The organism is Ruminococcus sp. RTP21484sp1_RTP21281st1_A8_RTP21281_210402, from assembly GCF_040914025.1.
GTDB classification, from domain to species: Bacteria; Bacillota; Clostridia; order Lachnospirales; family Lachnospiraceae; genus Blautia_A; species Blautia_A faecis.
In genome coordinates, this window is sequence record NZ_JBCPGE010000045.1 from 1 (window position 1) to 21,707 (window position 21,707).

The window sequence follows — 21,707 nt, forward strand, 5'->3', positions numbered from 1 at the left end:
TAAATACTCCCTTTACTGATTACTTTTCCTTACATATGATTTCGTATCAAATCCCAAGGTCTTAGTAATCAGTTTTGCTTCCAGGCGTTGACGCAGAGTTTCATCTACACAGTAATGCACCTGTCCAAATTCGTCAAACATTTTTCTGGTAGCCAAAACTGTTATGTACCCTTCATAATGCTTCAACACTGCCTGGATTGCCTCAGTATCACCAGTTGATGCTGCCTCAATAACATGGAATGGCAGCAAATCAAATGCGCATTTCTGTTTTTTACTTTTTTTCATTTGCAGATTCCTCCATATTTTTTCTCATCAGTTCCAGTGATCGTCTACGATGCTCATTAATTGTGCTGCGTACAAGATTCATTTCTCTGGCAACGTCTGCATCACTCATATCCATAAAATATGATAATAACACAACATTCCTTTTCTTTTCAGTAAGTGTCTGCAGTGCTTCAGCAATCAATCCGTCACGTAATGACGGATATGATACCAGACAATATAATTCTTAATCTTTCCAATACTCCGGATCTGTTTTACGGAAATTTAGAATTTTATATGTCTTTTAAAAAGTGAAATATCACCCTCTTTTTTAGTGAAATATTAGTTCATTTTCTTTCAAGAAAGGGAACTATACACTAAACATGGAGGTGTATTATATGCTAAAACAAACAGATAAAGAACTGGAATTGTTTTTTAAGAACGCCCGACACGAGCAAAAATTGACTTATGAGGAATTAGCTGAAAAAGCAGAAATGTCCAGCCGATATTTAAAGGAAATTGAAAATGGGGGCCGAGTTCCCAGTTTTCATAAAATCAGAAAACTGGTACGCGCTTTAAATGTTCCTCCTGAACCGTTTCGTTCCCGACTACAAAGTTGTCGCACTGGCCGAAGTATTTAATGTTTCCTGCGAATATCTTCTTGGTCTGACGGACGCTCCTGCAAAATAATTCAATTGTATTGCTGCCCATTCTATGCTAAACTATGGATAGATACTTCTGAACAACATACACTATTTATACACCGTATGATTGGAGTGATTTCATGGAATTAACAAAAAAAGTCCCTACAACCGATAAAAGCCAGGAAAACAATCATCTTCTCCGCATGTTAGACCGGGGAATTGATGATATGGAAGCTGGTCGTGAATTGCCACTGGAAGATGCTTTTCGCAAAATCACAGAATTAAGGGATGCACGAAGAAATGCAAGAATATAAAATTATTTTAACCTGGGAAGCAATTTACGATGTCACAGACATTGCAGATTATATTGAAGAAGAATTCGGCCAGCAACGTGCTGACCGTTTTCAATCTGATCTGAAAGAACAAATGCAGAATTTAGGCCAGTTCAGTACTGCCTTTCCCCGAACTCAAATTCTGTACAGAGGATATTCCATACATAAAAGATCTTTTCCGCCATCTATTATTTTTTATATTATAATGGAAGAAACAAAAGAGATTCATATTCTCCGAGTGTTGCGCCATGAACGAGATTGGGAAAATATCCTGTTGCAAAGATCAACTTATACATATCCAGAATGAATACCTGGGAGCCGATCAGAGATTTTTCTGAAAGGCTTCCTTTTTTATTACTTCCCACTGTCAATTAAATCATAACTCATATCCAGAAAATCCAGCGTCTTAGCTTCACTGACAGAATCATCCAAAAGAATCGTAATCCAGTGTTGCTTATTCATATGATACCCCGGTAAAAATCCATACGTTTGAATAATCATCCCAACCAGATCAGGATCACATTTTACATCCAGGATGTCAATGTTTCCATCTTCTTCTAATCCCAGTATTTTCTTTTCCACTACCATAATTATAGCATACCATTTTCCATTTTTATGTCGAAGCACCGCAGAATCAGGATCTTTTTTCCATAAATATTCCGGTTCAGTTCCATATTGCTCTTTTACATATTGAAAAATTTCTTCACGTTTCAAATTTATCCCTCACTTACGATTTCTTTCTCTGATTATACGCTATCAGGATTGTATTCTCAACCACTTCTCACAGTTCTATTTATGTTTTATAGCTTTTGCATAGCCTGCTTTGCAGGCTACACCCCAAAAGAAGCAAGCACTGCCAGTGTCATGACACCTGGCTCATTTTGTCAAATTCCCTTTCCGATTCATTCTACCAAAATGTATCAGGGAGTATCCCTGGCCCTCTCATATTTTATAATTTCTTAATTTGACGCTTTCACCCAGTCCTGTTAAAATAACTTACAGATACATCTGTCCAAACCAACAAAAAACCAAGTACCATAACTGTCATAGCCGAACTGGTTAGACAGTTTTTTTGTACTCTTTTTTATAGAAAAAAACGAATTGGAGGATTTCAATGAGCAAACGTACCAGAATTCATCCCGTACAATTTTATTTGAATGATGACGAACAATACATTTTAGAAGAAAAATATCGTCTTTCCAGGATGAAAAGCAAATCTGCCTTTCTACGGAAAATGATCTTATATGGATTTGTATATGAAGTAGACTACTCTCATATCCGAAAAATGAATACCCTGCTGGGCAATATCAGCAGCAATTTGAATCAGATCACCCATCGTATAAACAGTACCAATACAGTTTACCCAAAGGACCTGGACGATATAAAGGAGTTAATGGAAAAAATATGGCAGTTACAAAAATCCATGGTATCAAAACAACCGTTGATAAAACAATAGAATACATCTGCAATCCAGATAAAACTGACCAGAATCTATATATTTCTTCCTTTGCCTGCTCTCCCGAAACAGCCGTTCTTGACTTTAAATACACTTTGGATCATACACATGACTGCAGAGATCCGCACAATACAAATAAGGCATTTCATCTGATTCAGGCATTTTCCCCTGGTGAAGTTTCCTATGAAGAAGCCCATCAAATTGGCAAAGAACTTGCGGATCGCTTACTGGAGGGAAAATACTCCTATGTTCTGACAACACACACTGATAAAGGTCATGTACATAACCATTTAATTTTCTGTTCTGCAGATAACATCACTTTTTCTCATTACCATGACTGTAAAAAGAATTACTGGAAAATACGAAATCTCAGCGACACTTTATGCCAGGAACATAACCTGTCCACAATTATGCCAGATGGTAAAAAAGGAATGAAATACAATGAATGGGCTGCAAATAAATCTGAATCCAGTAAAAAAGCGCAGCTGCGAAAAGATATCAACCAGACAATCCGAATCGTTTCCACTTATTCAGAATTTCTTGCATTTATGGAAGCTAAAGGATATGAAATAAAAAACGCAGAATTTGGCGAAAACAGCAGAAAATACATTACCTTTCGTTCTCCCGATATGTCCCATCCAGTGCGTGGAAGTGCTAAATCTTTAGGAAAAAATTTTACTAAGGAACGTATCAAAGAACGCATTAATAATAAGCTCCACAGAACTACTGTTCCTTCTGTTCGTAATAAGTTAATAGACACCAACACTCCCAATATAGCAGGAAACATTGGACTTCAGAAATGGGCAAATAAGGAAAATTTAAAAATTGTCTCTGCTGAATATAACAAGATGTTCACACATAATCTACATAATTTTTCAGGACTTGAAGACCGCATAGCCTTGTTACATATGCAGCAAAAAGAGGTAAATACCTCTGTTGTTTCTCTCGAGTCTCAGATACGCCATCTTCGAGAAATGCTAAAATATGCCGAACAATATCAGAAAAATAAAATTTACGACGACCATTATAAAAGCTCCAAAGATCCAGATCGTTATTTCCGTAAATATGAATCTCAAATTATTCTTTTCGCGGGTGCTGAACATATTTTACAGGAAAATGGCATGGATCTGAAGCATCTTAATTCCAATAAGTTACAAGAGCAAATTGCAGATCTTATTTCCAGAAAGGAATCACTAAATACTCAATACGTTTCTTTTAAGCAAGAAATAAAAGAGTTGGAATTGATACATCAAAACCTGTCCAAATATCTCAAACAGGATGCTCCTGAAATACAAAGATCTTCTCATAACCAACTCCCTTCTTTGTAAAACCATAATAATAGGCAGCGATTTCACTCGCTGCCTAAATTCCCGTTAAACCGATATCCCACACCTCGTACTGTTTGTATATATAATGGTTGTCCAGGATCATCTTCTATTTTTTCTCTGATATTGCAGATATGTCGCATAACCACATTATAATCACCGGAATAAGGTTCATTCCATACCAGATCATAAACCATTTCTTTTCCAAATATTCTACCTGGACTTTTCGCTAAAAGAAGTAAAATATCATATTCATATTTTGAAAGATGAACATCACTATCATTCTTTTTAACAATTCGTTCCTGTAGATATATTTTTAATTCTCCAAACCTTATAATTTCCGGTATGAATTGGTTTTTATGTTCCCAGCTAGTCAATATGTTTTCACTTATGCTTCCATTAGCATCTGTGATTCTCTCAATAATTTCTATCTTTTTCACCTTTATTGCCTCTACATTATTAATTTTATATTCTATATATCATCTGCCATTTGACTTTTTTCTTCTACAAGTAATATAATATATTTATTACATATGTAGGATTTAGCAGGAGGATTTTATTATGTCACTACCCCAAATTTCAGAAGCCGAATTTGAAGTTATGAAAATTGTATGGAAATATGCTCCCATCAATACAAATGAAATTACAGAAAAACTTACTCTAACTACCAGCTGGAGTCCAAAAACAATTCAAACTCTTATCAAGAGACTTGTTTCCAAAAAAGCTCTTTCCTACGAAAAACAAAGCCGGGTATTTGCCTATACTCCATTAGTCCAAGAAGATGAATATATACGCCAGGAAAGCAATTCTTTTTTAAAGCGATATTATAATGGAAATCTTTCTTCTATGCTGGCTTCTTACCTTGAAGACGATAAGCTCTCTTCAACAGAAATTGATAACTTACGCCATTTATTATCAAAACATCAGAAATAGGAGGTTTTGAATGAGCAACTGGATTATCCACTTTTTAATCAGTAATATCTTCATATGTATTTTTACACTTGTAATAATCGGAACAAAAAAACTTCTGAAAAAATATTTATCTGCGGTTACACAGTACCATCTCTGTTTTCTTTTATTTTTACTACTTGCCGTGCCATTTTTTCCTGTACAGATTCATGGCTCACAACTTTTTTCATGGTTACATTTTTTTCAAACTGACTCAGGACTTAACTCTGGTACCGACACGCTATCCGAACTTACCAGTAATACACAAAATATTTTGTTAAACCAGGTGAATGATTTTTCAGTTTCCATCAGTAGTCAATTTTCTGGAGGCTTGAATACCATACTCTTTCTAATATGGATAACGGGTGTTATGATTATGTCAGTCCTCACCCTTCATTCATTAAACTATGTACGTTCCATAAAAAGATCTGCTCTCCCGCTTCAAAATCAGCAGGTAAAAACTATTTATTACAATTGTTTAAAGGAACTTAAAATCTCTCACCCAGTATCAGTCTACAGTACTGCATTTTTAAAATCACCAGTTTTAATCGGAATAATACATCCCAGAATTTACATTCCCATCCATTTAATTTCCGAACTGAATCCTGATGATATGCGTTTTATGCTGCTACACGAATTACAGCATTACCGTCACAAAGATACATTTATTGGCTTCCTCATGGTCATAAGTAATATACTCTACTGGTTTAACCCTTTTGTTTGGTACACTTTAAAAGAAATTCTCTGTGACCGTGAAATAGCCTGTGATTCTGCTGTATTGCAGATGATTTCTGCTGATGAATACCAAGCTTATGGAACTACACTGATTAATTTTGCAGAAAAAATATCCTCTTTTTCCTCTCCACTGGCAGTTGGAATGTCCGGAAATTTCAGGCAGATGAAACGACGTATTCTCAACATCGCCGTTTTTAGGAAAGAAACTCTTTATCAAAAAATGAGAGCATTGATAATTTATCTGGTCATTAGTGCTGTTTTTATTGGATGTACACCCATTTTATCCATTGATGCCTCTACTCAAAGCGTATATCATTTTAGTGATACAGACAAAAATATCTCCCTGTTAGATATATCCGAAACATTTGGAACATATGATGGATCATTTGTTTTGTATGACAATAATTTGGATTCCTGGAAAATATACGATCTTGAAGAAGCCACCAAACGTATTCCGCCAGAGTCTACCTACAAAATATACGATGCATTATTAGGGTTGGAATCCGGAATCATCACACCAGAACACTCTTCCATGACATGGAATGGTGATGCCTTTCCTTTTCCATCCTGGGAAGCTGATCAGGATTTAAACTCTGCTATGCAAAATTCCGTTAACTGGTATTTCCAGGCAATTGATTCGCAGCTCGGAATTAACAGAGTCCAGGAATTTTTGAATAAAATAGAATATGGAAACCAGACAACCAGTTCAAATCTGGATTTATACTGGTCCGATTTTTCATTAAAAATCTCGCCTTTAGAGCAAGTAACATTATTGAAAAAATTTAACACAAATGAATTCCATCTAAATTCCCAAAATGTATTTTCTGTTAAAAATGCTATAAAAATTGCCAGTACACCTAATGGTAATTTCTACGGAAAAACTGGAACCGGTCGTGTCAACGGACAGGATATCAACGGCTGGTTTATCGGATATGTAGAAACTTCCGATAACAGCTATTATTTTGCAACCAATATCCAAAGTGATTCTAATGCAACTGGCAAAAAAGCATTTGAAATCACTTCTGATATCTTAAAAAAATTACATATATGGAATTAACAAATATGAAAGGGCTGATAGTTGTTATCAGTTCTTTCTTTTTATTCTATATTGATATTTGGGAACTTATTTCGTACCATTATTCAGAATTTTATTCCCCATATATTTAAAACTCTTATCATCGTTGAACTTAACAGTCAGCTCACTTGTAATAACGGCATCATTACATATAAATGTATCACATACAGCATCAACAACTAGCACATTGTTTCCCTCTCCGCTATCTCTTATTTCAACGACCTCCGGTAAAGATGTTCCAAAATAAGTAGGGCTATAATTTAAACAACCTAATCGTTCCCAGTCATAAGTTTGATGTTCCGAATCAAATACTGCCCATTTTTTAATTTGCTCCGCTGTTATCGGCAAAAACTCCATTATCAGATTTTCAAACTCTTCTGCCGGAATTCCACTTGAGTTACCTGAAAACTCATATCTCTCCCCGTATTTCATTCGATATAAATATTCATATAAACCATTATAATCTAACCCTTCCATATCAGATCTATCCCAATCAGAACATAAAAGATTATTCCCCTGATATCCAAGCAAATACACACACCTCTTCGAAACTTCCCGGCATTCATCACTTAAAGGTTTAATTCTTATCATAGAACTGCCATCAACCGCTTCTGATACTTCCGGATACTTTGGAACGCATAGCGTATAACCAAACCAGCCTTTTTCTGTATATTTCCATTCTTCTATCCTTGTATACGAAACATATACAATAGATGGATTGTCGTTCATACCCCAAACAGCTTTCACAGCCAGCAAATACATATCTGTCCCATCATAATTGAATTTGAGTCTTTCTATCCCACCATCCCTGTTAATCCTATATAAGACGATATCTCCTGTCAGATCCTGTTCTGCCCTGAAAAGAAATTCTTCCATTTTAGAATAATTAGCCATATTTGAATACGGCGCTGATGTAATAACAGGGACATTTTTTTCCTTTAATACTTCCTGCATTTCTTCCATTACTGTCTCAGAAACTACTACATTCGATGAAGTTCCTTTATCCGCCTTTTGATAAATGGCTTTCATCTGATTCATAACATTCTTACAATCTTCAATAGCTTCTTCTTTCACGACTTCATCTACTGGCAAATCATATCCTCTTTCTTGTACAGCATAATTCGCAGTTTCCTGTGAAATATATTCTAAATCAGCCCCTTTACATTTTGTATTTCCTATGAAAAAGCATCCCAAAATAAATAAAACACTCACCATCTTTTTCAGTTTTCTTTTTGTACTCATATCAATTATCTCCATAACATTCCTCCCACTTTTCGTCTGATAATCTTTCCGTATACCAGGTAACCTCTATTTCTGACCTTGATACATAATTGGATACATATTGAAATCTATCTTTATCTAACAGCCGAATGGTTACGCTATGACAAAACGCCTGATCTAATTCTTTTTGTGGCCATACCGCATTTACTTCCAGTGTTATTGTTCCATCTTGATTTTCTATGTAGGAAACAACTTCCGGATATGGAATATATGGTGTGGGAGCAAAATCATATACGATTCCTCTGGTTCGATACCGATATGTCTGTGTTTCCGTGTGAAATACCGTTCCTGTCTGCAGTATCTCTGCGCTTATATTAAAATATTTTTGAAATATCGCTTCAAATGATTCTTTGGGGATTTCATAAGTCTTTCCTTCCTTAAATTCATCAGTTTTTTCTTCCATTGAAAGTAAACGGTCAAAAACATCATAAAAATTTATTCCATCATAATTTTTTTCACTCCAATTAGAAGTAAACAATTTATTAAGTGTATATCCAAAAGGAAGTATATATTTTCGATTCAACTCCCGACATTTTTTATTTAACGGTGCTACCCGAAAGTCCCGATATCCAGACGGTCCATCATATCCTGCCGGATGATATTCTTCTATAAAGAAATACCCATTTTCTGTATATTTCCATGAATTAGCTCTAAACTCATGATAATATGTTTCCCGCCAAGTGTCCTCTTTCCATTTAAAAGAGCTTACTTCAACGTCTATTTTCCCCTGTTTGGTTTTCAGATCATACCGGATAAAATGATCCCCTGCTATAACTTGAAATATAGTAGTTTTTCCATTCTTCTCTTTTTCTGCTTTTTTCAAAAAATCATCTACTTTAATACTTTGAATCATATCCAGCTGATTGTAGGAATCAATTACTGCATATCCATATTTTCCAAAATAATCCATACTTTTTTGTATTGTACTCAGCTCATATAGTGCATTTTCTTTCACAGCATTCTCATATATGCTCCGATAGCCTTCTGCTAGCATTTCACACTCTCTGTAAATTTTTTCTTTCGTATCTTCAATTGTCTTTTTCTGCTCTTTCTTTATGCCACATCCACTACAGACAGCAAGAAAAATAACTCCCACAAATATTTTCCAAATTTTTTTCATATCATTTTCCTCTTACATTTGTAATATTTAAAGGTAAAAATTATTCATTACCAAGATATTCATCCAGTATCGCCTTATCCTTTTCCACCACATAACCGCTTCCTCCAATATCTTTCACATTCTCTACCATACTGATGAGCAAAATAGGATTCTTTGTATCTCTATCTGTAGTAAAAACTGTAAACCAGCCAATTTCTGTTCCAGATGTATCTTCTTTTGTAGCTTTCAGTTCCGCTGTTCCGGTTTTTCCTGCTAATCTAATGTCTTCCCGGCATGCTCCATAACCAGTTCCTTCCGGGTTATTCACTACACCCTCTAACCCCTCCATAACCTCCGAAACAATTTGTGGTGAAAAAGCATCTTTTATCCAGATTTCACTGGAAGTGCTTCCACCATCCGCGTGAAGATATGGCTTTATCATATTTCCATCATTTAGAAAAGCCGTATAAATGCTTGCAAGATGCAAAGGATTTACCAGAATCTGTCCCTGTCCATACCCACTGTCAGCAAGCTGGATTTCTGTTTCTATCTTGTCCATATTAGAATATTGGGACTCTGACATTTTAATATCAAATGGAAGTTCCTGATTAAATCCTATTTGATTTAGAGACTGCATCAGTTGATCCGCACCAATTTTTAATGCTGCTTTTGCAAAATAAATATTATCTGAATAAATAAGCGCATTTTTCAAGATCACAGGTTCATAATCATGAAGTGTAGTCACTGTATAATCTCCCCACGAGGAATCTTTCTGCCACGCCAGACCCTCATTTCCAAAATCGTCATTTGCAGTAAATGCCCCCACTTTTAATCCAATTGCAGCAATTACAGGTTTAAAAGTTGAGCCAGGACACCATGTCTGGCGAAAGCGGTTGTATAAAGGCCTGTCTTCATTTTCATTTAATGCACTCCACTGGCTGTTGTCCATTCCACGTACAAAATCATTATTATCATAAGATGGCGTACTTACCAACGCCAATACTTCCCCTGTATAAGGATTCAAGGCTACAGAACATCCTCTGTCTTCTTTAAATTGTTCATAAAGAGTACTTTGAAGATCACCATCAATCGTAGTATGGATATCTTCTCCATCTTTTCTAGGCTCATATGCAATAACACTTTTTTTATTTCCATTTGCATCTACAATACAGATTTCACACCCATCTGTTCCTTTTAGTTCTTTTTCATAAAGCGTTTCCAGTCCAGTCTTTCCAATCACACTGTTTGTACGATACCCTTCCCCTTTATGTTCCTGCAAATCTTCGGCTGTAACCGCCTGTACATACCCTACCAGATGAGAGGCAGCTTCTTTTAGATAATAAGTTCGTACTTTTACATCAGATAACATAATACCTGGAATCTTCAATAATGTGTCCTGCTTTTCTTTTTCTTCCAGAACAGTTTTATCCGGATTCACTGTCAAAAGATCGACCTCTTGTATTTTAGGAATTGTTGCTACTGGTACAAAAGAATCTGCTTTTACCCAACCGGCTTTTAACTTATCCTCAATTTCGTCTGCTCCAATTCCAAGATACTCTGCCAGTTTTTTTATTGTATTTTCTCTGTTCTCCATCCTGCCCGGAACAATTCCTACCGAAGATGCAGTTCCCTCTCCAGCCAACTGACGACCATTTCTGTCTAAAATATCTCCTCTCTTTGCCTCTTCTGACGTTACCTGAACTTTATCCGTTGCAGATAACTCTGGAAAAATCAACTGATCCTGCCAGATTAAATGATATCCTGTCCAATCATGTGAAAATACCGCATCGTTGGTAAATTCTACATTTCCTGCAGCAGTCTGCATATTTGTTGTATAGGAAACCGCCGCATTTCCGTTTTCTTGTCTTTTTACTGTAATATCGGTTATGGACAGATCAGACATCTCAATGCCTTCATATATTTTAGAATTTCGTTCTATAAATTCTTCCTTACTGTTCATGCTGCTTTTTTTTTGATCCAGCATGGCATACATTTGCTCATATTCCCCTTTTTCAATATGTTTCATATATTCCATTAGTCTTTTTTCAGGAACATTACAATTCATTATTGTTACAATACCGATTTCACCACCAATCAATATACCGCTAAATAAAACTATTTTTGTGATAATCTTCGTGTGTTTTTTTCTTTTCTTTTTTCTCATATAGTTTTATTTCTCCTTTTTTCATATTTTCTTAAATATTACACTTGTAATATTTAAACGTCAAGCTTTTTCTTAGGTTTATCCTATATTATTCATGGCAAAGCCGTGAAAGTGGCTGAAAGCCACATAGTTACTGTGCTTTAACTGAATATTGCTTTTCACCTATCAAGTGAATGAAAAAAGAGCATCCACTTGTGATAAAATTAAGATGTCGAATCTCAAATAATACCAACAAAAGGAGCTCTTTATGAGTATTGTAAACACCTTATCATTAGAAAGCATAGGCAGATTAAAATAAATTTCGATGGAGGAGATTTATCCTCTGATGCAGGCTTGCTTCTCATCAAAGAATTCGTACCCGAATTCAGATACGTTCTGATTTCCGAGATAAGCTGATTGAGCAGTTCAAAGGTGTTTTTGGTAAATATTATGACTATCACCGTCGTGATATTGCAGCCGATGAGGTGGATTATCTCAATGTGGAAGATCCTGATGTTTTCTCCCATCGTGACTGGGAACTTGAATATCAGATAAACAGGAGATGTGACGAAATCAGCCTACCAGAACTAAGAAAAAATCATATGATATGATTGGAATTGTAACTCTCATAGCTATAACTTTCCAATTGTAAAGAAAGAGACACCTGGACGAGAGATATGTCTCTGTCTCTTTGCCCATTATAATAGGCAGCGATTTCACTCGCTGCCTAAATTTCCGTTAAACCGATATCCTACACCGCGCACCGTTTGTATATATACAGGATGTCCAGGATCATCTTCTATCTTTTCTCTAATGTTGCAGATATGTCGCATAACAACATTGTAATCACCCGAATAGGGTTCATTCCAGATTATATCATATATTTGTTCTTTACTAAACACTCTTCCAGGATTTCGCATTAATAAATGCAAAATTTCAAACTCTGTAAAAGACAGATCTATTTTTTTCTGCTTTCGAAATAATTCTCTTGTGGCTAAAAAAATAACAATATCTCCATAATGTATTTTCAATGGATTTATATTTTTTTCATCACAATATATATTTCGTCCGGTTTTCAAAGCAACAAGAACAGACTCTATCATTTCTTCTTCACTATCTTTAAACGATAATAATAATATTTTTCCTATGTTTTCACTCCCTCTAACAGATATTTCTTCATCTAATTATAAACTTCTTTTCTGCGATATATGAAATAAATAACTGGAACAATCAATAATAGCAGAATGGAGTACGATATTATTAAAATAGGAACTGCACAAAACACTTTTCCTCCGATTTCATACAAGTTAAAGAATTTAACTACCTGATTCATTTGAAGCATTTGATCTGGAAGAAGTCCCAAAATTTTATTCAATAATGGTAGACTTGTTCCTGATAAAAATGATGGAAGAAAAATCAAAATAAAAGGCACGATTACCGCTATTACTGATGAGTTTGTCTTCGCAGAAACCAACATAGTTAGAGATTGCATAAATAAACATCCCAGATATCCACCAAGAACTATCAAAATATATTCCTGAGCATTCGTGATATTATAAATACTCTTCCACCCACTCATACTAGACTGTATGGGACAATTTGCTCCGTCTACACCAAGAATTCCCAAAACAAGCATAGTGTATAACAACATAACCGCCCAGTAAATAGCCGTTATTATGATTGCTCCTGCTTTCACTTTTGCCCATACAGCCTTATTTCTGCCATAATAAGAAGAATAAAAAACTGCATTCGCTTTCAGCTGAAATTCACCTGAAAAAATACCTGCACAAAGGAAACCTAATACCAATGTCAAAATCATAATTATTGAGGGTGAATATTGAAATAAGTTTTTCCATCCCGCTTGATAATCATAATATAAAGGGGTTTTCATTTTTTCATACGCTCTTATTAAATAACTTTTTTCCTTTTCAGAAAACTGATCCTTTCCATCAGTTTCTAACCAATTTTTCAAATTTTTGATACGATTAGAATAAAAATCTACTGCTTCATCAGGAGAAAGAGAATCTGCCAGATAATAATTATAATCGTTAAACTCTCCATAATCACAATTTAGTAAATCCCTTATATCCATGAAACCCTGTCTTTGACTATATGCTATATCATTCTGTCTAAAATCATTCGACTTAGCTTCCGGTGTCTGTGAAATCCTGACATTTTCTTCAATAATTTTTCTAAGCACATCCTCTGTCAGTTCTCCTGACCATTCTTTTTTCAACTCACGAACCTTTAACATAGCCGATATTCCACTTTCCGCATCACCATTACGATTCACATATTTATTATCCCCGATGATAAAAGACAAGACTACTGAAATTACAATAAAAATAAATATCAGCGCAACCTTACTTCCTTTTTTTGAAAAAACTTTTTTTATTTCATAATACGTCATAATCATCACCTGTTTTCTCTCCGAAATAATATAAGAATATGTCCTCCAAAGTCATCGTTTCCTCTTTCGCATTATAGTGTGGAGATTTTTCAGACAAAATGCGTAATTCTATTCCATCCGAAAGTGTTTTCATATTTGAGACTTTAAACTGTTTTTGCCACATTTCAACTTCATTATTTGCAACTACACAACTCCATACTTTTACTGGTACTGACTGAATAATCTCTTCTTGTGTTCCTGAATGGCTAATCTTTCCATCTTTCATCAATAACACCTGGTTGGCAATGTATTCAATATCCGACACAATATGTGTTGATAATAGCACGAGACGATCCTGTGACAATTCACTGATCAGATTTCGAAAACGTATCCTTTCATTCGGATCCAGACCTGCAGTAGGCTCATCGAGGATCAAAATCTTTGGGTTATTTAGCATAGCTTGGGCAATCCCTGCACGGCGTTTCATTCCTCCAGACAATTTTTTCATTTTTCTATTCTGCATTTTAGCCAACCCAACCTGCCGCAGAAGTTCTGTTACACGCTTTCGTGCAATACTTATTCGCATTCCTTTAATTGACGCAATATACATTAAATAATCATGAACCGAAAACTCCGGATAAAATCCAAATTCTTGAGGTAAATAACCAAGAATTCTCCTATATTCGCCATCCAATGCAAAAATATCTTTTCCATCACATAATATGCTTCCCGAAGTAGGTTTAATAAGTGTGCAGAGCATTCTCATCAGCGTTGTTTTTCCAGCACCGTTGACACCAAGAAGCCCATAAACTCCATTACTCATCGTCAGCGTGATATCATCAACTGCTTTAAATCCCTGAAATTCTTTTGTTAATTTTTTCAATTCTAATTCCATAATCAAATTCCTCACATTTCTCTGATTACGACCGTTGTGTAATTTCTCGTAATTGACACCATAATATTCTTATACACTTGCCCCATTACTCTCGTAATATCTTTCACTGCATTTCCATACTCGCCAAATACTGTAACACAAATATAAAACAGATAATATCATCATTCCACACCATATTGATGTAGATATATGCTCATAAATACTATCTTTGAGAACTACAAGCGTCCAAACAGCGATCCAAATCAGACAGGAAAATAATGTGGAAGATACATAATCATCTCCTTTACTGCAAAGTAATCGAAAACATATGCAGCATGTCACATTCATTGGCAAAATAAATTGTATTAAGATATCCATAAATGCAATCTGTAACACAAAAGTGCTGGTTATCAAAAACACACTCAATAGGCAAACATCTACCATGCCGAAGAGTAGCATTCGTGCGGCATATATATTCTTTATGGAAAAAAATGTTGCACCTTCTACTTCCATAGCCCCATTGCTTCTATTTTTCCAGAGTTCCGGAAGTATCAATATTACAAAACTCGGTGCCAAAATCCCCATGCAGCGCCTTGTATAAATACTACTGTCTGATAAGAACATTGTCATCCAAAGGATTAGTAATACTGCCCCTTGAGCAAACCACCAGTGCTTCTGTATATACGAAGCTTGCTGATATAAAAATTCTAACCATGACATATTTCTTTCGATTTCTCCATCCCAATATGCTTCTTTCGATTTTATAATGGTCTGTTGTAATTTTTTCTCATCTATATTTCTATCCTTCTGATTTTTTGCATACGCATGCAATTTTTCATCAACTGTCATCATCATTTCTTATCCCCCAGATAAACACTCAACAATTCTTTTGCTTTTCCTATCCTATATTTTACAAGAGGAAGTCCTATGCCAATAATATCTGCTACTTCTTTTAATTTCAAATCCTGAAAATAATGTAGAATAACTACTTCCTGTAAATCTTCTGGAAGTTTTTTTATTGATTCTTCTATATCTATTTTATTCTCAATTACAGCAATTGGATTTTCCCCCTTATCTGGTAACGCTTCCATCACAATATCTCTTTTTTTCTTATAACTATCCCGACATAAATTTCGAGCAATCACATACAAATAATTAGCAGTCTTTCCCAAATGATGATACGATCTAAATGATCGAAAAAAGTGTTCAAATGTTGCTTGAGTAATATCTTCTGCATCACAGTCTGTGTATGTATGTAATCGACAATAATTCCGTATAGTTGAATAGTATTTTTTTACGAATACCTCTATAGCTTCTTCATCACCATTTTTCATTTTGTGAATCAAAAGAAAATCTGCATCCACTTCTTTCCTCCTTTTTCTACTGAAAGCACTTTCTATTATATATAACGAATAAATTGTACAAAAAGATAGTCAATACACCTACTTTATAAGCGTTTTTTTTTAACCACCAAAGCAGGCTCATCAGTTTTTTATCCTTTTTGCTTAGGAAAGCACACTACAATTTCAAAAACATTATTATTTAGAGAAGCACTGATAGAACCGCCCATTTTTACTGTTAAATTCTTTGCTATTGTGAGACCCAAACCGGTTGTTTTGCGGGAACGGGATAAATCTGTTGTATAAAAACGATTAAATATTTTGTCTATATCAGATTCATTTATGCTGTCTGTAAAATTCTGAAAAGAAAAATGGTAATTTTCATTATCATCATAAGATGAAAAATGATAATCACTTTTCCCATGTGACAAGGCATTAGAAATGATATTTTCAAAAATTCTGGTTACTGCTTTTTCATCTCCATAAAATGGAAAAGAAATCTCTGCAATACTTAATGCTGGAATTATTTTGCGTTCCTCAAAAGATTTAAAAAAGGAAACTGCAACAGAGCGTAAAACAGCATTTAAATCAAATGTAGTATAAGAAAATTCCATTTCATCAGCTTCTATTCGTGCAAATTCAAACAACTGATTTAGTAACTGATTTAAAACATTCAATCTTTCGTTTATAACAGCTGCTGCATCTAAATCTTCCTCGGACAACTCCGGCGATTGTAGAAGCATTTGGGTATATCCTTGAATAGCAGTCACAGGTGTTCTAAGATCATGAGCTAAATTTGTAATTGTTTCTTTGATTGCCTCATCCTTTTTTTGTAATGAATATACTTGTTTGTGGTAAACTCGAAGCAATTCATTTAAAGCATTTACAAGATCGGTTATATCGGAAGAAGGAAAATCTAATGTCAATTCCGCATGGGTAAATGAATGTAAAAGTGTTTGCAATTTCTGGCTTAACCGGGTTACCTCCCTACGATGAAACAAGTAAAATGATAAAACAATAATAAGAGATAGTGTCACAATGATAGCATATATTTGAAGTACCACACTCATAACATTATCCCTCCCTGCATTATGTAATATCTCTTTTCTTGAAAATTGTTCCTATAACTCCACCAAATATAATCATATAGGCGAAGAAAATGATAATTGCGGTTGGAAGCCATTGAACTGCCATATCTATTCTTGTTTTATTGATATTACTAATTGCCCAAAAAATTGTGATGTTATATCCTAAGCCCAAAATACTTTCCAATCCATGAAGAACCAGATAACCAAAAAATATAAGCAAAGCATTAACTGCCATGCTAACTGAACTGTTTCTTATGAGAAAAACAAGTGAAATTGCGAGCGTTGATACAGCCATATGATATAATGCCTCACAGAATATGTAGGACACTATATTGCTAATGCTTGTAAAAGTAAGACCGCTTATTCCAAAAAAAATTTTATTACATAACAAACCAATTAAAAAGGCAGACACCAAAAAAAAGAATGATACACTCCAGCCAATTACCAATTTTGATAAGAAGTAACTCCATCGTGACAGACCTTTTTCTATATAATGTTTTACAGTCCCTTGACGAAAATCATTTGAGAAATAGTAGCTGCAAAAAATAATCAAAGGGAATACAACCGGGTAATAATTAAAAAAAGAATCCCAGTAATTTGCAGAAACTTCTGTACCTACCAAATATTCCCTCATGCCAATCGTTGCTTTTTGTGCATAAGCACATAAGAATATCCATCCTGTCATCATAAGAAAACATACTTTCAAGACTTTTCCATGTATTGCTTTATAAAAATCAGCTCTAATTAAATTAAGCATTGACTATGCCTCCTCTCATTTTTTCATTAAAGTAATCTTCCAGTGACTCCTTTGTTACAGTACATTCATCAACAGAAATTCCATGATTAACCAGTAAGGAGTTTACAATTCCGGGATTGTCTACATATTCAAAAATCCGAATATTATTATCGGAAAGAATTTCGTAGTTTTTAGTATGGAGATTTTTCTCTATTAAAATAGCGGCCTGTGCAGTATCTGATGCCTTAATTTTTAAACAACATTGACATTTTTCATTTAATTCTTTTGCAGTGATTTCTTCAATCAGCTTGCCATTTTTAATAATGCCGTATTTCGTTGCAATTTTTGACAATTCCCCCAAGATATGACTGGAAATCATAATGGTAATATGTTCTTCCCTATTTAGTTTTAATAAGAAATTCCTCATATCTTGTATTCCAGTCGGATCTAAGCCATTGATAGGTTCATCAAGAATCAGAAAATCAGGATTTCCCAACAAGGCAATGCCAATGGCTAAACGCTGTTTCATACCTAATGAAAATTTTTTGACAATTTTATTTTCATATTGTGACAGACCCACCTGCTTTAAAATTTGCTGTACAGATTCTTTGCTTGACAGTCCATATGCTTTTCTAAATACTTCCAAATTTTGTTTTGCGGTTAATTCTGCATAAAGTGCCGGAGATTCAATTACACAACCAATACGATAACGCTCGGTCTGGGGAACAAAATTTCCAAATAGTTCAATAGAGCCTTCTGATGGTTCAACCAAACCTGCAATCATTTTCATTAAAGTAGACTTACCAGCACCATTTTCTCCAATCAAGCCATATATTTCGCCTTTTTTAATAGAAATGGATACTTTATCAACAGCATAATAATTTGTGTATTTTTTAGATACTGTGTTCGTTCTTAATATATATTCCATGATATATCCCTCCTTGTGGTTTTAGTGTAAGGGATAAGTTTAAGTAAATTATTTTCTAAATCTAAGGATTTCATAAAGATTATATGTCCATCTTAAACCCAATTCCCCAAACCGTTTTAATATATGATTTACTATTATCTATTGCAGCAATTTTTTTGCGTAAGTTGCTGATATGAACATTGATAGCATTTTCAGTTCCCTCTAAAGTTTCATTCCATAATTGCTCATAAATCATATCTTTCGTAAATACTTGTTGCGGATGTTCCATAAGCATTTTCAATATAGCAAACTCATTTTTTGTAAGGGGCAATTTTTGATTTTTTAGAGTGGCCTCCATTCCTATTGTATCTAAATTTAAATCGCCACAACATAACAAGGAATTTGATGTATATTGATTTTCATAAATCCGTCGCAAAATCGTTTCAATCCTTGCAAGTAGTTCTTCTATATCGAAGGGTTTCGTTACATAATCATCAGCACCGTTTTTCAATAAGAAAATTTTACTTTTAGAATCTTCTTTTGCAGATAGACCGATTACAGGTACATTTTTTGTTTTCTTTATTTCTGCTAAAACTTGTTCGCCAGAAAGACCGGGAAGCATTAAATCCAAAATAATCAGATTAACTTTTTGCTTTTCAAGAAAAAGAAGGGCTTCTGTTCCTGAATAAGCAGAATATGTTATATAACCATTTTTCCGAAGATATTTAACAAGCATATCATTGATAGCCATATCGTCATCAACTATTAGAATTGTGTAATTCATATAAAATACCTCTCTTTAACATTGATCAATTTGCAGAATATAATTTTATGGCATATTCGTATCAACTTTATCACAATCGTTTGCTATATTCAATCATGTGGCTATCTGACAGCGAAATAAAATACTACTTAACATCAAATTTCATTACATTCTCATAATTCAACCCGAAATGTACAATGATATAGGGTGATATGAGAATGAACCAAGATGAAATCAGGTTTGACTTTCATGGGCTCGGGCTGGCAATCAAACAAGCTAGAGAAGAAAGAGGCTGGACACAGGCCTATGTGGCGGAGCTGGTCGGCAAGACAGACCGCACGATTATGAATATTGAAAATAAGGGACAACATCCCAGCTTCAATTTATTTTTCAAACTCGTTACCATGTTCGATATTTCCGTAGACCAGTTTTTCTACCGGGAAGAACAGCGGGACGAGCACAGTTGCAGAAAGCACATTGATGTACTTCTCAACTCCATGAATGAAAAGGAGCTAGTTGTCATGGAGGCCACAGCCGAAGGGCTCAAGAAAGCCAGAGAAACGGAGGTTCAGAAATAAGAGCCTCTGTTTTTTTGTGCTATTTTAGAGGTGTCGCTAAATGGTAAGCAATGCCTCTGTGGCCACAAGTGGCACAAAGGCGGCTTGTTGGGGCTCGCCCCAAACCCGTATCTTCGGGCCAATATGGCCCGAAGTGTCAGCGTCGCTTTGCTCCTTATTTTCATAACCTTAACGCTCCTTTTCCTGCTTTCTTCCCGGCTCGGCGTAGCCCATCAGAGTGTCAATGTTCGCCTTGATCGTGACGATCTCCTGCATATCCCGTCGTGCCTTCTGGTATTCTCCATAGAGCTGTTTTTTCTTTGCTGTGAGCTTGCGGCCTTCCTCCTTCAGCACATCCATTTTAGGGAGCTTCGCCCCGCCCAGCAGAGAGCGCATTTCCGCTTGTGCAGCCCGGTACAGTTCAAGGTCGGCCTCATGCTCCGCAAGGAATTTCCGGCTGTACTTCGTCGCCTTATACTGCTCAAAGACTGGGCGGGTTTTGGCATACTGAACCGTTGCGGCCTTTAGCCCGGCATTGGTTTTCATGGCCTGTTCCGTATGCTTGACCTGCTCGGAAATGGCATGGAAACGGTCTGCCGCCTCGGTGGCTTTCTGTGCCAACTGCTCATAATCGGTCAGGTTATTGTCCTGTATATAGGCAAGGGTAGCGGCCAGCGCAGTATCAATGGCAAGGCACAGTCGGTCCTGATAGGAAAACGGCCCTTTCCGGTCTTTCTGCCATTCCCCATAATTCCGATACTTGCCCTTGCTTCGGGGCTTCGGGTTCTCCACGATGGACAGCCCGTTTTCAAGGCACAGCCTGTCAGAGAGCCGACGGAGGGCGAAACTGGAGCCCCAAAAGTTTCGGAATTTCCGGGTGCAGTCGAGGGTGGTGGAGTTGTAATAAATGTGACAATGGATGTGCTGCTTATCGGTGTGCGTGGTAACGATAAAAGCGTGCCGCCCCTTTGTCCAGCGCATAGCCAGCTCATAGCTGATACGGTTCGCCTCCTTCGGGGTGATCTCGCCCGGATAGAAGGATTGTCGTATCTGATAGCACAGCACATTATTTTCTTTCTTCTGTTCCCGGCCCGTCATAGCGGCATAGCTGGCCTTTGCCAAAAGGAACTCGTCCGCCACGGTGGCCGGATCACATTCATAAGCGGAGATATACTTTCCGCTTTCTGTTTTCTCCGGGTCCTTGCCATAGTCCAGACAATCCCGGATAGCCTCAGCAATCGTTTCGCCTTCGCCCGCATGGCGCTGTAACAAAGTTGTGGTAGCCAGAAATCATCCCTCCTTTCCATGAGAAAAGGGCGGCCCATTCAGACCTCCCCGACTTCGGGCCATAATGGCCCGAGGCTGCTTAACTTGCCAGAAACCGGTACAGAGCGGATTTGCCTCCATCCAGCGCCCAAAGAAGGGAGCCCGCCGCCGCTTGCAGTCCATACGGCGAAAGAAGGAAGGCAAGAAACAGAAATACAATCCCGCCTATGGGCGTCGGCGTGAAAAAGAGAGCGACACCCAGCACCGCCAGGATCACAGAGGTAATCGTCAGCAGGACGGCACAAATATCAAACAGGAACACCAGCAGAGCCGCCAGAAGTGTCAGCGCCAAAGCAAAGGGAGCAACCAATATTTTCAGCAGTATCTTCATCTTCAAAACCTCCTTTATCTATCCTTCCTACCTCTATTTTATCATGCCTGCCCGGGGACATAAATGTTGCGAAAAATTAGTAAATCCTGTCCCAAAG

26 protein-coding genes are annotated in these 21,707 nt (G+C 36.1%); 8 read left to right on the forward strand and 18 right to left on the reverse strand.

All coding sequences use genetic code 11. The features are described from left to right. Window positions 1–12: 12 nt before the first annotated feature. On the reverse strand, window positions 13–285 hold the full coding sequence (locus AB5170_RS17575) for a helix-turn-helix domain-containing protein (RefSeq protein WP_015541278.1): 273 nt from the start codon (window positions 283–285) through the stop codon (window positions 13–15). Further along, a complete protein-coding gene (locus AB5170_RS17580) occupies window positions 272–418 on the reverse strand; it encodes a hypothetical protein (protein WP_334285713.1) in 147 nt (48 codons plus the stop codon). The genes AB5170_RS17575 and AB5170_RS17580 overlap by 14 nt, the downstream gene beginning before the upstream one ends. Before the next feature lie 241 nt (window positions 419–659). Here AB5170_RS17580 and AB5170_RS17585 point away from each other — a divergent pair, with 241 nt between their 5' ends. From AB5170_RS17585 to AB5170_RS17595, 3 genes are all read left to right on the forward strand, one after another. Continuing rightward, window positions 660–902, forward strand: coding sequence for a helix-turn-helix domain-containing protein (locus tag AB5170_RS17585; protein WP_368365119.1), 243 nt, complete (start codon window positions 660–662; stop codon window positions 900–902). Window positions 903–1,045: 143 nt separating this feature from the next. Beyond that, entirely contained in the window at window positions 1,046–1,219 is a 174-nt protein-coding gene (locus tag AB5170_RS17590; protein ID WP_015541274.1) for a hypothetical protein, read from the forward strand. Next, window positions 1,206–1,544 (forward strand): type II toxin-antitoxin system RelE/ParE family toxin, encoded by a 339-nt coding sequence (locus tag AB5170_RS17595; protein ID WP_019162149.1) that lies wholly within the window; start codon window positions 1,206–1,208, stop codon window positions 1,542–1,544. The genes AB5170_RS17590 and AB5170_RS17595 overlap by 14 nt, the downstream gene beginning before the upstream one ends. Window positions 1,545–1,591: 47 nt before the next feature. On the opposite strand, the gene AB5170_RS17600 is transcribed toward AB5170_RS17595, so the two are convergent. After that, complete coding sequence (locus AB5170_RS17600; protein ID WP_019162150.1) at window positions 1,592–1,951, reverse strand: MmcQ/YjbR family DNA-binding protein; 360 nt, start codon at window positions 1,949–1,951, stop codon at window positions 1,592–1,594. 400 nt (window positions 1,952–2,351) lie between these two features. Here AB5170_RS17600 and mobC point away from each other — a divergent pair, with 400 nt between their 5' ends. Continuing rightward, on the forward strand, window positions 2,352–2,693 hold the full coding sequence (mobC, locus tag AB5170_RS17605; protein ID WP_005426517.1) for a plasmid mobilization relaxosome protein MobC: 342 nt from the start codon (window positions 2,352–2,354) through the stop codon (window positions 2,691–2,693). Continuing rightward, window positions 2,642–4,021: a relaxase/mobilization nuclease domain-containing protein gene (locus AB5170_RS17610; protein ID WP_368361934.1), complete on the forward strand. Its 1,380-nt coding sequence runs from the start codon at window positions 2,642–2,644 to the stop codon at window positions 4,019–4,021. The genes mobC and AB5170_RS17610 overlap by 52 nt, the downstream gene beginning before the upstream one ends. 23 nt (window positions 4,022–4,044) lie before the next feature. Here the strand turns inward: AB5170_RS17610 and AB5170_RS17615 are convergent, their stop codons facing one another. Then, window positions 4,045–4,458: a response regulator transcription factor gene (locus AB5170_RS17615; RefSeq protein ID WP_005426519.1), complete on the reverse strand. Its 414-nt coding sequence runs from the start codon at window positions 4,456–4,458 to the stop codon at window positions 4,045–4,047. 118 nt (window positions 4,459–4,576) lie between these two features. Here AB5170_RS17615 and AB5170_RS17620 point away from each other — a divergent pair, with 118 nt between their 5' ends. Both AB5170_RS17620 and AB5170_RS17625 read left to right on the forward strand, forming a co-directional pair. After that, window positions 4,577–4,951: a BlaI/MecI/CopY family transcriptional regulator gene (locus AB5170_RS17620; RefSeq protein WP_227219413.1), complete on the forward strand. Its 375-nt coding sequence runs from the start codon at window positions 4,577–4,579 to the stop codon at window positions 4,949–4,951. Between the two features lie 10 nt (window positions 4,952–4,961). Beyond that, window positions 4,962–6,758: a BlaR1 family beta-lactam sensor/signal transducer gene (locus tag AB5170_RS17625; protein WP_368361935.1), complete on the forward strand. Its 1,797-nt coding sequence runs from the start codon at window positions 4,962–4,964 to the stop codon at window positions 6,756–6,758. 66 nt (window positions 6,759–6,824) lie between these two features. Here the strand turns inward: AB5170_RS17625 and AB5170_RS17630 are convergent, their stop codons facing one another. The 12 genes from AB5170_RS17630 to AB5170_RS17685 all read right to left on the reverse strand — a co-directional run bounded on the left by AB5170_RS17630 (window position 6,825) and on the right by AB5170_RS17685 (window position 19,417). Continuing rightward, window positions 6,825–8,033 carry a DUF6070 family protein gene (locus tag AB5170_RS17630; RefSeq protein ID WP_368361936.1) on the reverse strand — a complete coding sequence of 403 codons (1,209 nt, stop codon included), beginning with the start codon at window positions 8,031–8,033 and terminating at the stop codon, window positions 6,825–6,827. After that, window positions 8,020–9,177: a DUF6070 family protein gene (locus AB5170_RS17635; RefSeq protein WP_161233308.1), complete on the reverse strand. Its 1,158-nt coding sequence runs from the start codon at window positions 9,175–9,177 to the stop codon at window positions 8,020–8,022. Before AB5170_RS17635 ends, AB5170_RS17630 begins: the two co-directional genes overlap by 14 nt. 40 nt (window positions 9,178–9,217) lie before the next feature. After that, window positions 9,218–11,320: a penicillin-binding transpeptidase domain-containing protein gene (locus tag AB5170_RS17640; protein WP_368361937.1), complete on the reverse strand. Its 2,103-nt coding sequence runs from the start codon at window positions 11,318–11,320 to the stop codon at window positions 9,218–9,220. Window positions 11,321–12,015: 695 nt separating this feature from the next. Beyond that, the gene (locus AB5170_RS17645) at window positions 12,016–12,402 is read right to left on the reverse strand and encodes a response regulator transcription factor (RefSeq protein ID WP_195409597.1); all 387 of its coding nucleotides are present in this window, start codon (window positions 12,400–12,402) and stop codon (window positions 12,016–12,018) included. Window positions 12,403–12,479: 77 nt separating this feature from the next. Next, on the reverse strand, window positions 12,480–13,709 hold the full coding sequence (locus AB5170_RS17650) for an ABC transporter permease subunit (protein ID WP_044926005.1): 1,230 nt from the start codon (window positions 13,707–13,709) through the stop codon (window positions 12,480–12,482). Further along, on the reverse strand, window positions 13,696–14,583 hold the full coding sequence (locus AB5170_RS17655; protein WP_005426530.1) for an ABC transporter ATP-binding protein: 888 nt from the start codon (window positions 14,581–14,583) through the stop codon (window positions 13,696–13,698). Before AB5170_RS17655 ends, AB5170_RS17650 begins: the two co-directional genes overlap by 14 nt. Before the next feature lie 69 nt (window positions 14,584–14,652). Further along, complete coding sequence (locus AB5170_RS17660) at window positions 14,653–15,417, reverse strand: hypothetical protein (RefSeq protein WP_005426531.1); 765 nt, start codon at window positions 15,415–15,417, stop codon at window positions 14,653–14,655. After that, entirely contained in the window at window positions 15,414–15,926 is a 513-nt protein-coding gene (locus tag AB5170_RS17665) for an RNA polymerase sigma factor (protein WP_021650349.1), read from the reverse strand. The genes AB5170_RS17660 and AB5170_RS17665 overlap by 4 nt, the downstream gene beginning before the upstream one ends. 128 nt (window positions 15,927–16,054) lie before the next feature. Then, entirely contained in the window at window positions 16,055–16,972 is a 918-nt protein-coding gene (locus tag AB5170_RS17670) for a cell wall metabolism sensor histidine kinase WalK (RefSeq protein WP_118611846.1), read from the reverse strand. 19 nt (window positions 16,973–16,991) lie between these two features. Beyond that, the gene (locus AB5170_RS17675) at window positions 16,992–17,747 is read right to left on the reverse strand and encodes an ABC transporter permease (RefSeq protein ID WP_118633004.1); all 756 of its coding nucleotides are present in this window, start codon (window positions 17,745–17,747) and stop codon (window positions 16,992–16,994) included. Next, window positions 17,740–18,654, reverse strand: coding sequence for an ATP-binding cassette domain-containing protein (locus tag AB5170_RS17680; protein ID WP_117962351.1), 915 nt, complete (start codon window positions 18,652–18,654; stop codon window positions 17,740–17,742). The genes AB5170_RS17675 and AB5170_RS17680 overlap by 8 nt, the downstream gene beginning before the upstream one ends. Window positions 18,655–18,733: 79 nt before the next feature. Beyond that, complete coding sequence (locus AB5170_RS17685) at window positions 18,734–19,417, reverse strand: response regulator transcription factor (protein WP_005423706.1); 684 nt, start codon at window positions 19,415–19,417, stop codon at window positions 18,734–18,736. 191 nt (window positions 19,418–19,608) lie between these two features. Between AB5170_RS17685 and AB5170_RS17690 the strand changes: the two genes are divergently transcribed. Next, on the forward strand, window positions 19,609–19,974 hold the full coding sequence (locus tag AB5170_RS17690; RefSeq protein WP_025579570.1) for a helix-turn-helix domain-containing protein: 366 nt from the start codon (window positions 19,609–19,611) through the stop codon (window positions 19,972–19,974). 168 nt (window positions 19,975–20,142) lie between these two features. On the opposite strand, the gene AB5170_RS17695 is transcribed toward AB5170_RS17690, so the two are convergent. Both AB5170_RS17695 and AB5170_RS17700 read right to left on the reverse strand, forming a co-directional pair. Next, on the reverse strand, window positions 20,143–21,240 hold the full coding sequence (locus AB5170_RS17695) for a relaxase/mobilization nuclease domain-containing protein (protein ID WP_368361651.1): 1,098 nt from the start codon (window positions 21,238–21,240) through the stop codon (window positions 20,143–20,145). Window positions 21,241–21,319: 79 nt separating this feature from the next. Continuing rightward, window positions 21,320–21,610, reverse strand: coding sequence for a CD1845 family protein (locus AB5170_RS17700; RefSeq protein ID WP_016306490.1), 291 nt, complete (start codon window positions 21,608–21,610; stop codon window positions 21,320–21,322). Between the last annotated feature and the right edge of the window lie 97 nt (window positions 21,611–21,707).

Coding starts and splice junctions, on each gene's coding strand:
- AB5170_RS17635 (WP_161233308.1), bottom strand. CDS start 9,177: ATGAAAAAAATTTGGAAAATATTTGTGGGAGTTATTTTTCTTGCTGTC.
- AB5170_RS17660 (WP_005426531.1), bottom strand. CDS start 15,417: ATGATGATGACAGTTGATGAAAAATTGCATGCGTATGCAAAAAATCAG.
- AB5170_RS17590 (WP_015541274.1), top strand. CDS start 1,046: ATGGAATTAACAAAAAAAGTCCCTACAACCGATAAAAGCCAGGAAAAC.
- AB5170_RS17610 (WP_368361934.1), top strand. CDS start 2,642: ATGGCAGTTACAAAAATCCATGGTATCAAAACAACCGTTGATAAAACA.
- AB5170_RS17680 (WP_117962351.1), bottom strand. CDS start 18,654: ATGGAATATATATTAAGAACGAACACAGTATCTAAAAAATACACAAAT.
- AB5170_RS17690 (WP_025579570.1), top strand. CDS start 19,609: ATGAGAATGAACCAAGATGAAATCAGGTTTGACTTTCATGGGCTCGGG.
- AB5170_RS17595 (WP_019162149.1), top strand. CDS start 1,206: ATGCAAGAATATAAAATTATTTTAACCTGGGAAGCAATTTACGATGTC.
- AB5170_RS17670 (WP_118611846.1), bottom strand. CDS start 16,972: ATGAGTGTGGTACTTCAAATATATGCTATCATTGTGACACTATCTCTT.
- AB5170_RS17625 (WP_368361935.1), top strand. CDS start 4,962: ATGAGCAACTGGATTATCCACTTTTTAATCAGTAATATCTTCATATGT.
- AB5170_RS17630 (WP_368361936.1), bottom strand. CDS start 8,033: ATGGAGATAATTGATATGAGTACAAAAAGAAAACTGAAAAAGATGGTG.
- AB5170_RS17585 (WP_368365119.1), top strand. CDS start 660: ATGCTAAAACAAACAGATAAAGAACTGGAATTGTTTTTTAAGAACGCC.
- AB5170_RS17700 (WP_016306490.1), bottom strand. CDS start 21,610: ATGAAGATACTGCTGAAAATATTGGTTGCTCCCTTTGCTTTGGCGCTG.
- AB5170_RS17675 (WP_118633004.1), bottom strand. CDS start 17,747: ATGCTTAATTTAATTAGAGCTGATTTTTATAAAGCAATACATGGAAAA.
- AB5170_RS17640 (WP_368361937.1), bottom strand. CDS start 11,320: ATGAGAAAAAAGAAAAGAAAAAAACACACGAAGATTATCACAAAAATA.
- AB5170_RS17650 (WP_044926005.1), bottom strand. CDS start 13,709: ATGACGTATTATGAAATAAAAAAAGTTTTTTCAAAAAAAGGAAGTAAG.
- AB5170_RS17655 (WP_005426530.1), bottom strand. CDS start 14,583: ATGGAATTAGAATTGAAAAAATTAACAAAAGAATTTCAGGGATTTAAA.
- AB5170_RS17575 (WP_015541278.1), bottom strand. CDS start 285: ATGAAAAAAAGTAAAAAACAGAAATGCGCATTTGATTTGCTGCCATTC.
- AB5170_RS17685 (WP_005423706.1), bottom strand. CDS start 19,417: ATGAATTACACAATTCTAATAGTTGATGACGATATGGCTATCAATGAT.
- AB5170_RS17645 (WP_195409597.1), bottom strand. CDS start 12,402: ATGATAGAGTCTGTTCTTGTTGCTTTGAAAACCGGACGAAATATATAT.
- mobC (WP_005426517.1), top strand. CDS start 2,352: ATGAGCAAACGTACCAGAATTCATCCCGTACAATTTTATTTGAATGAT.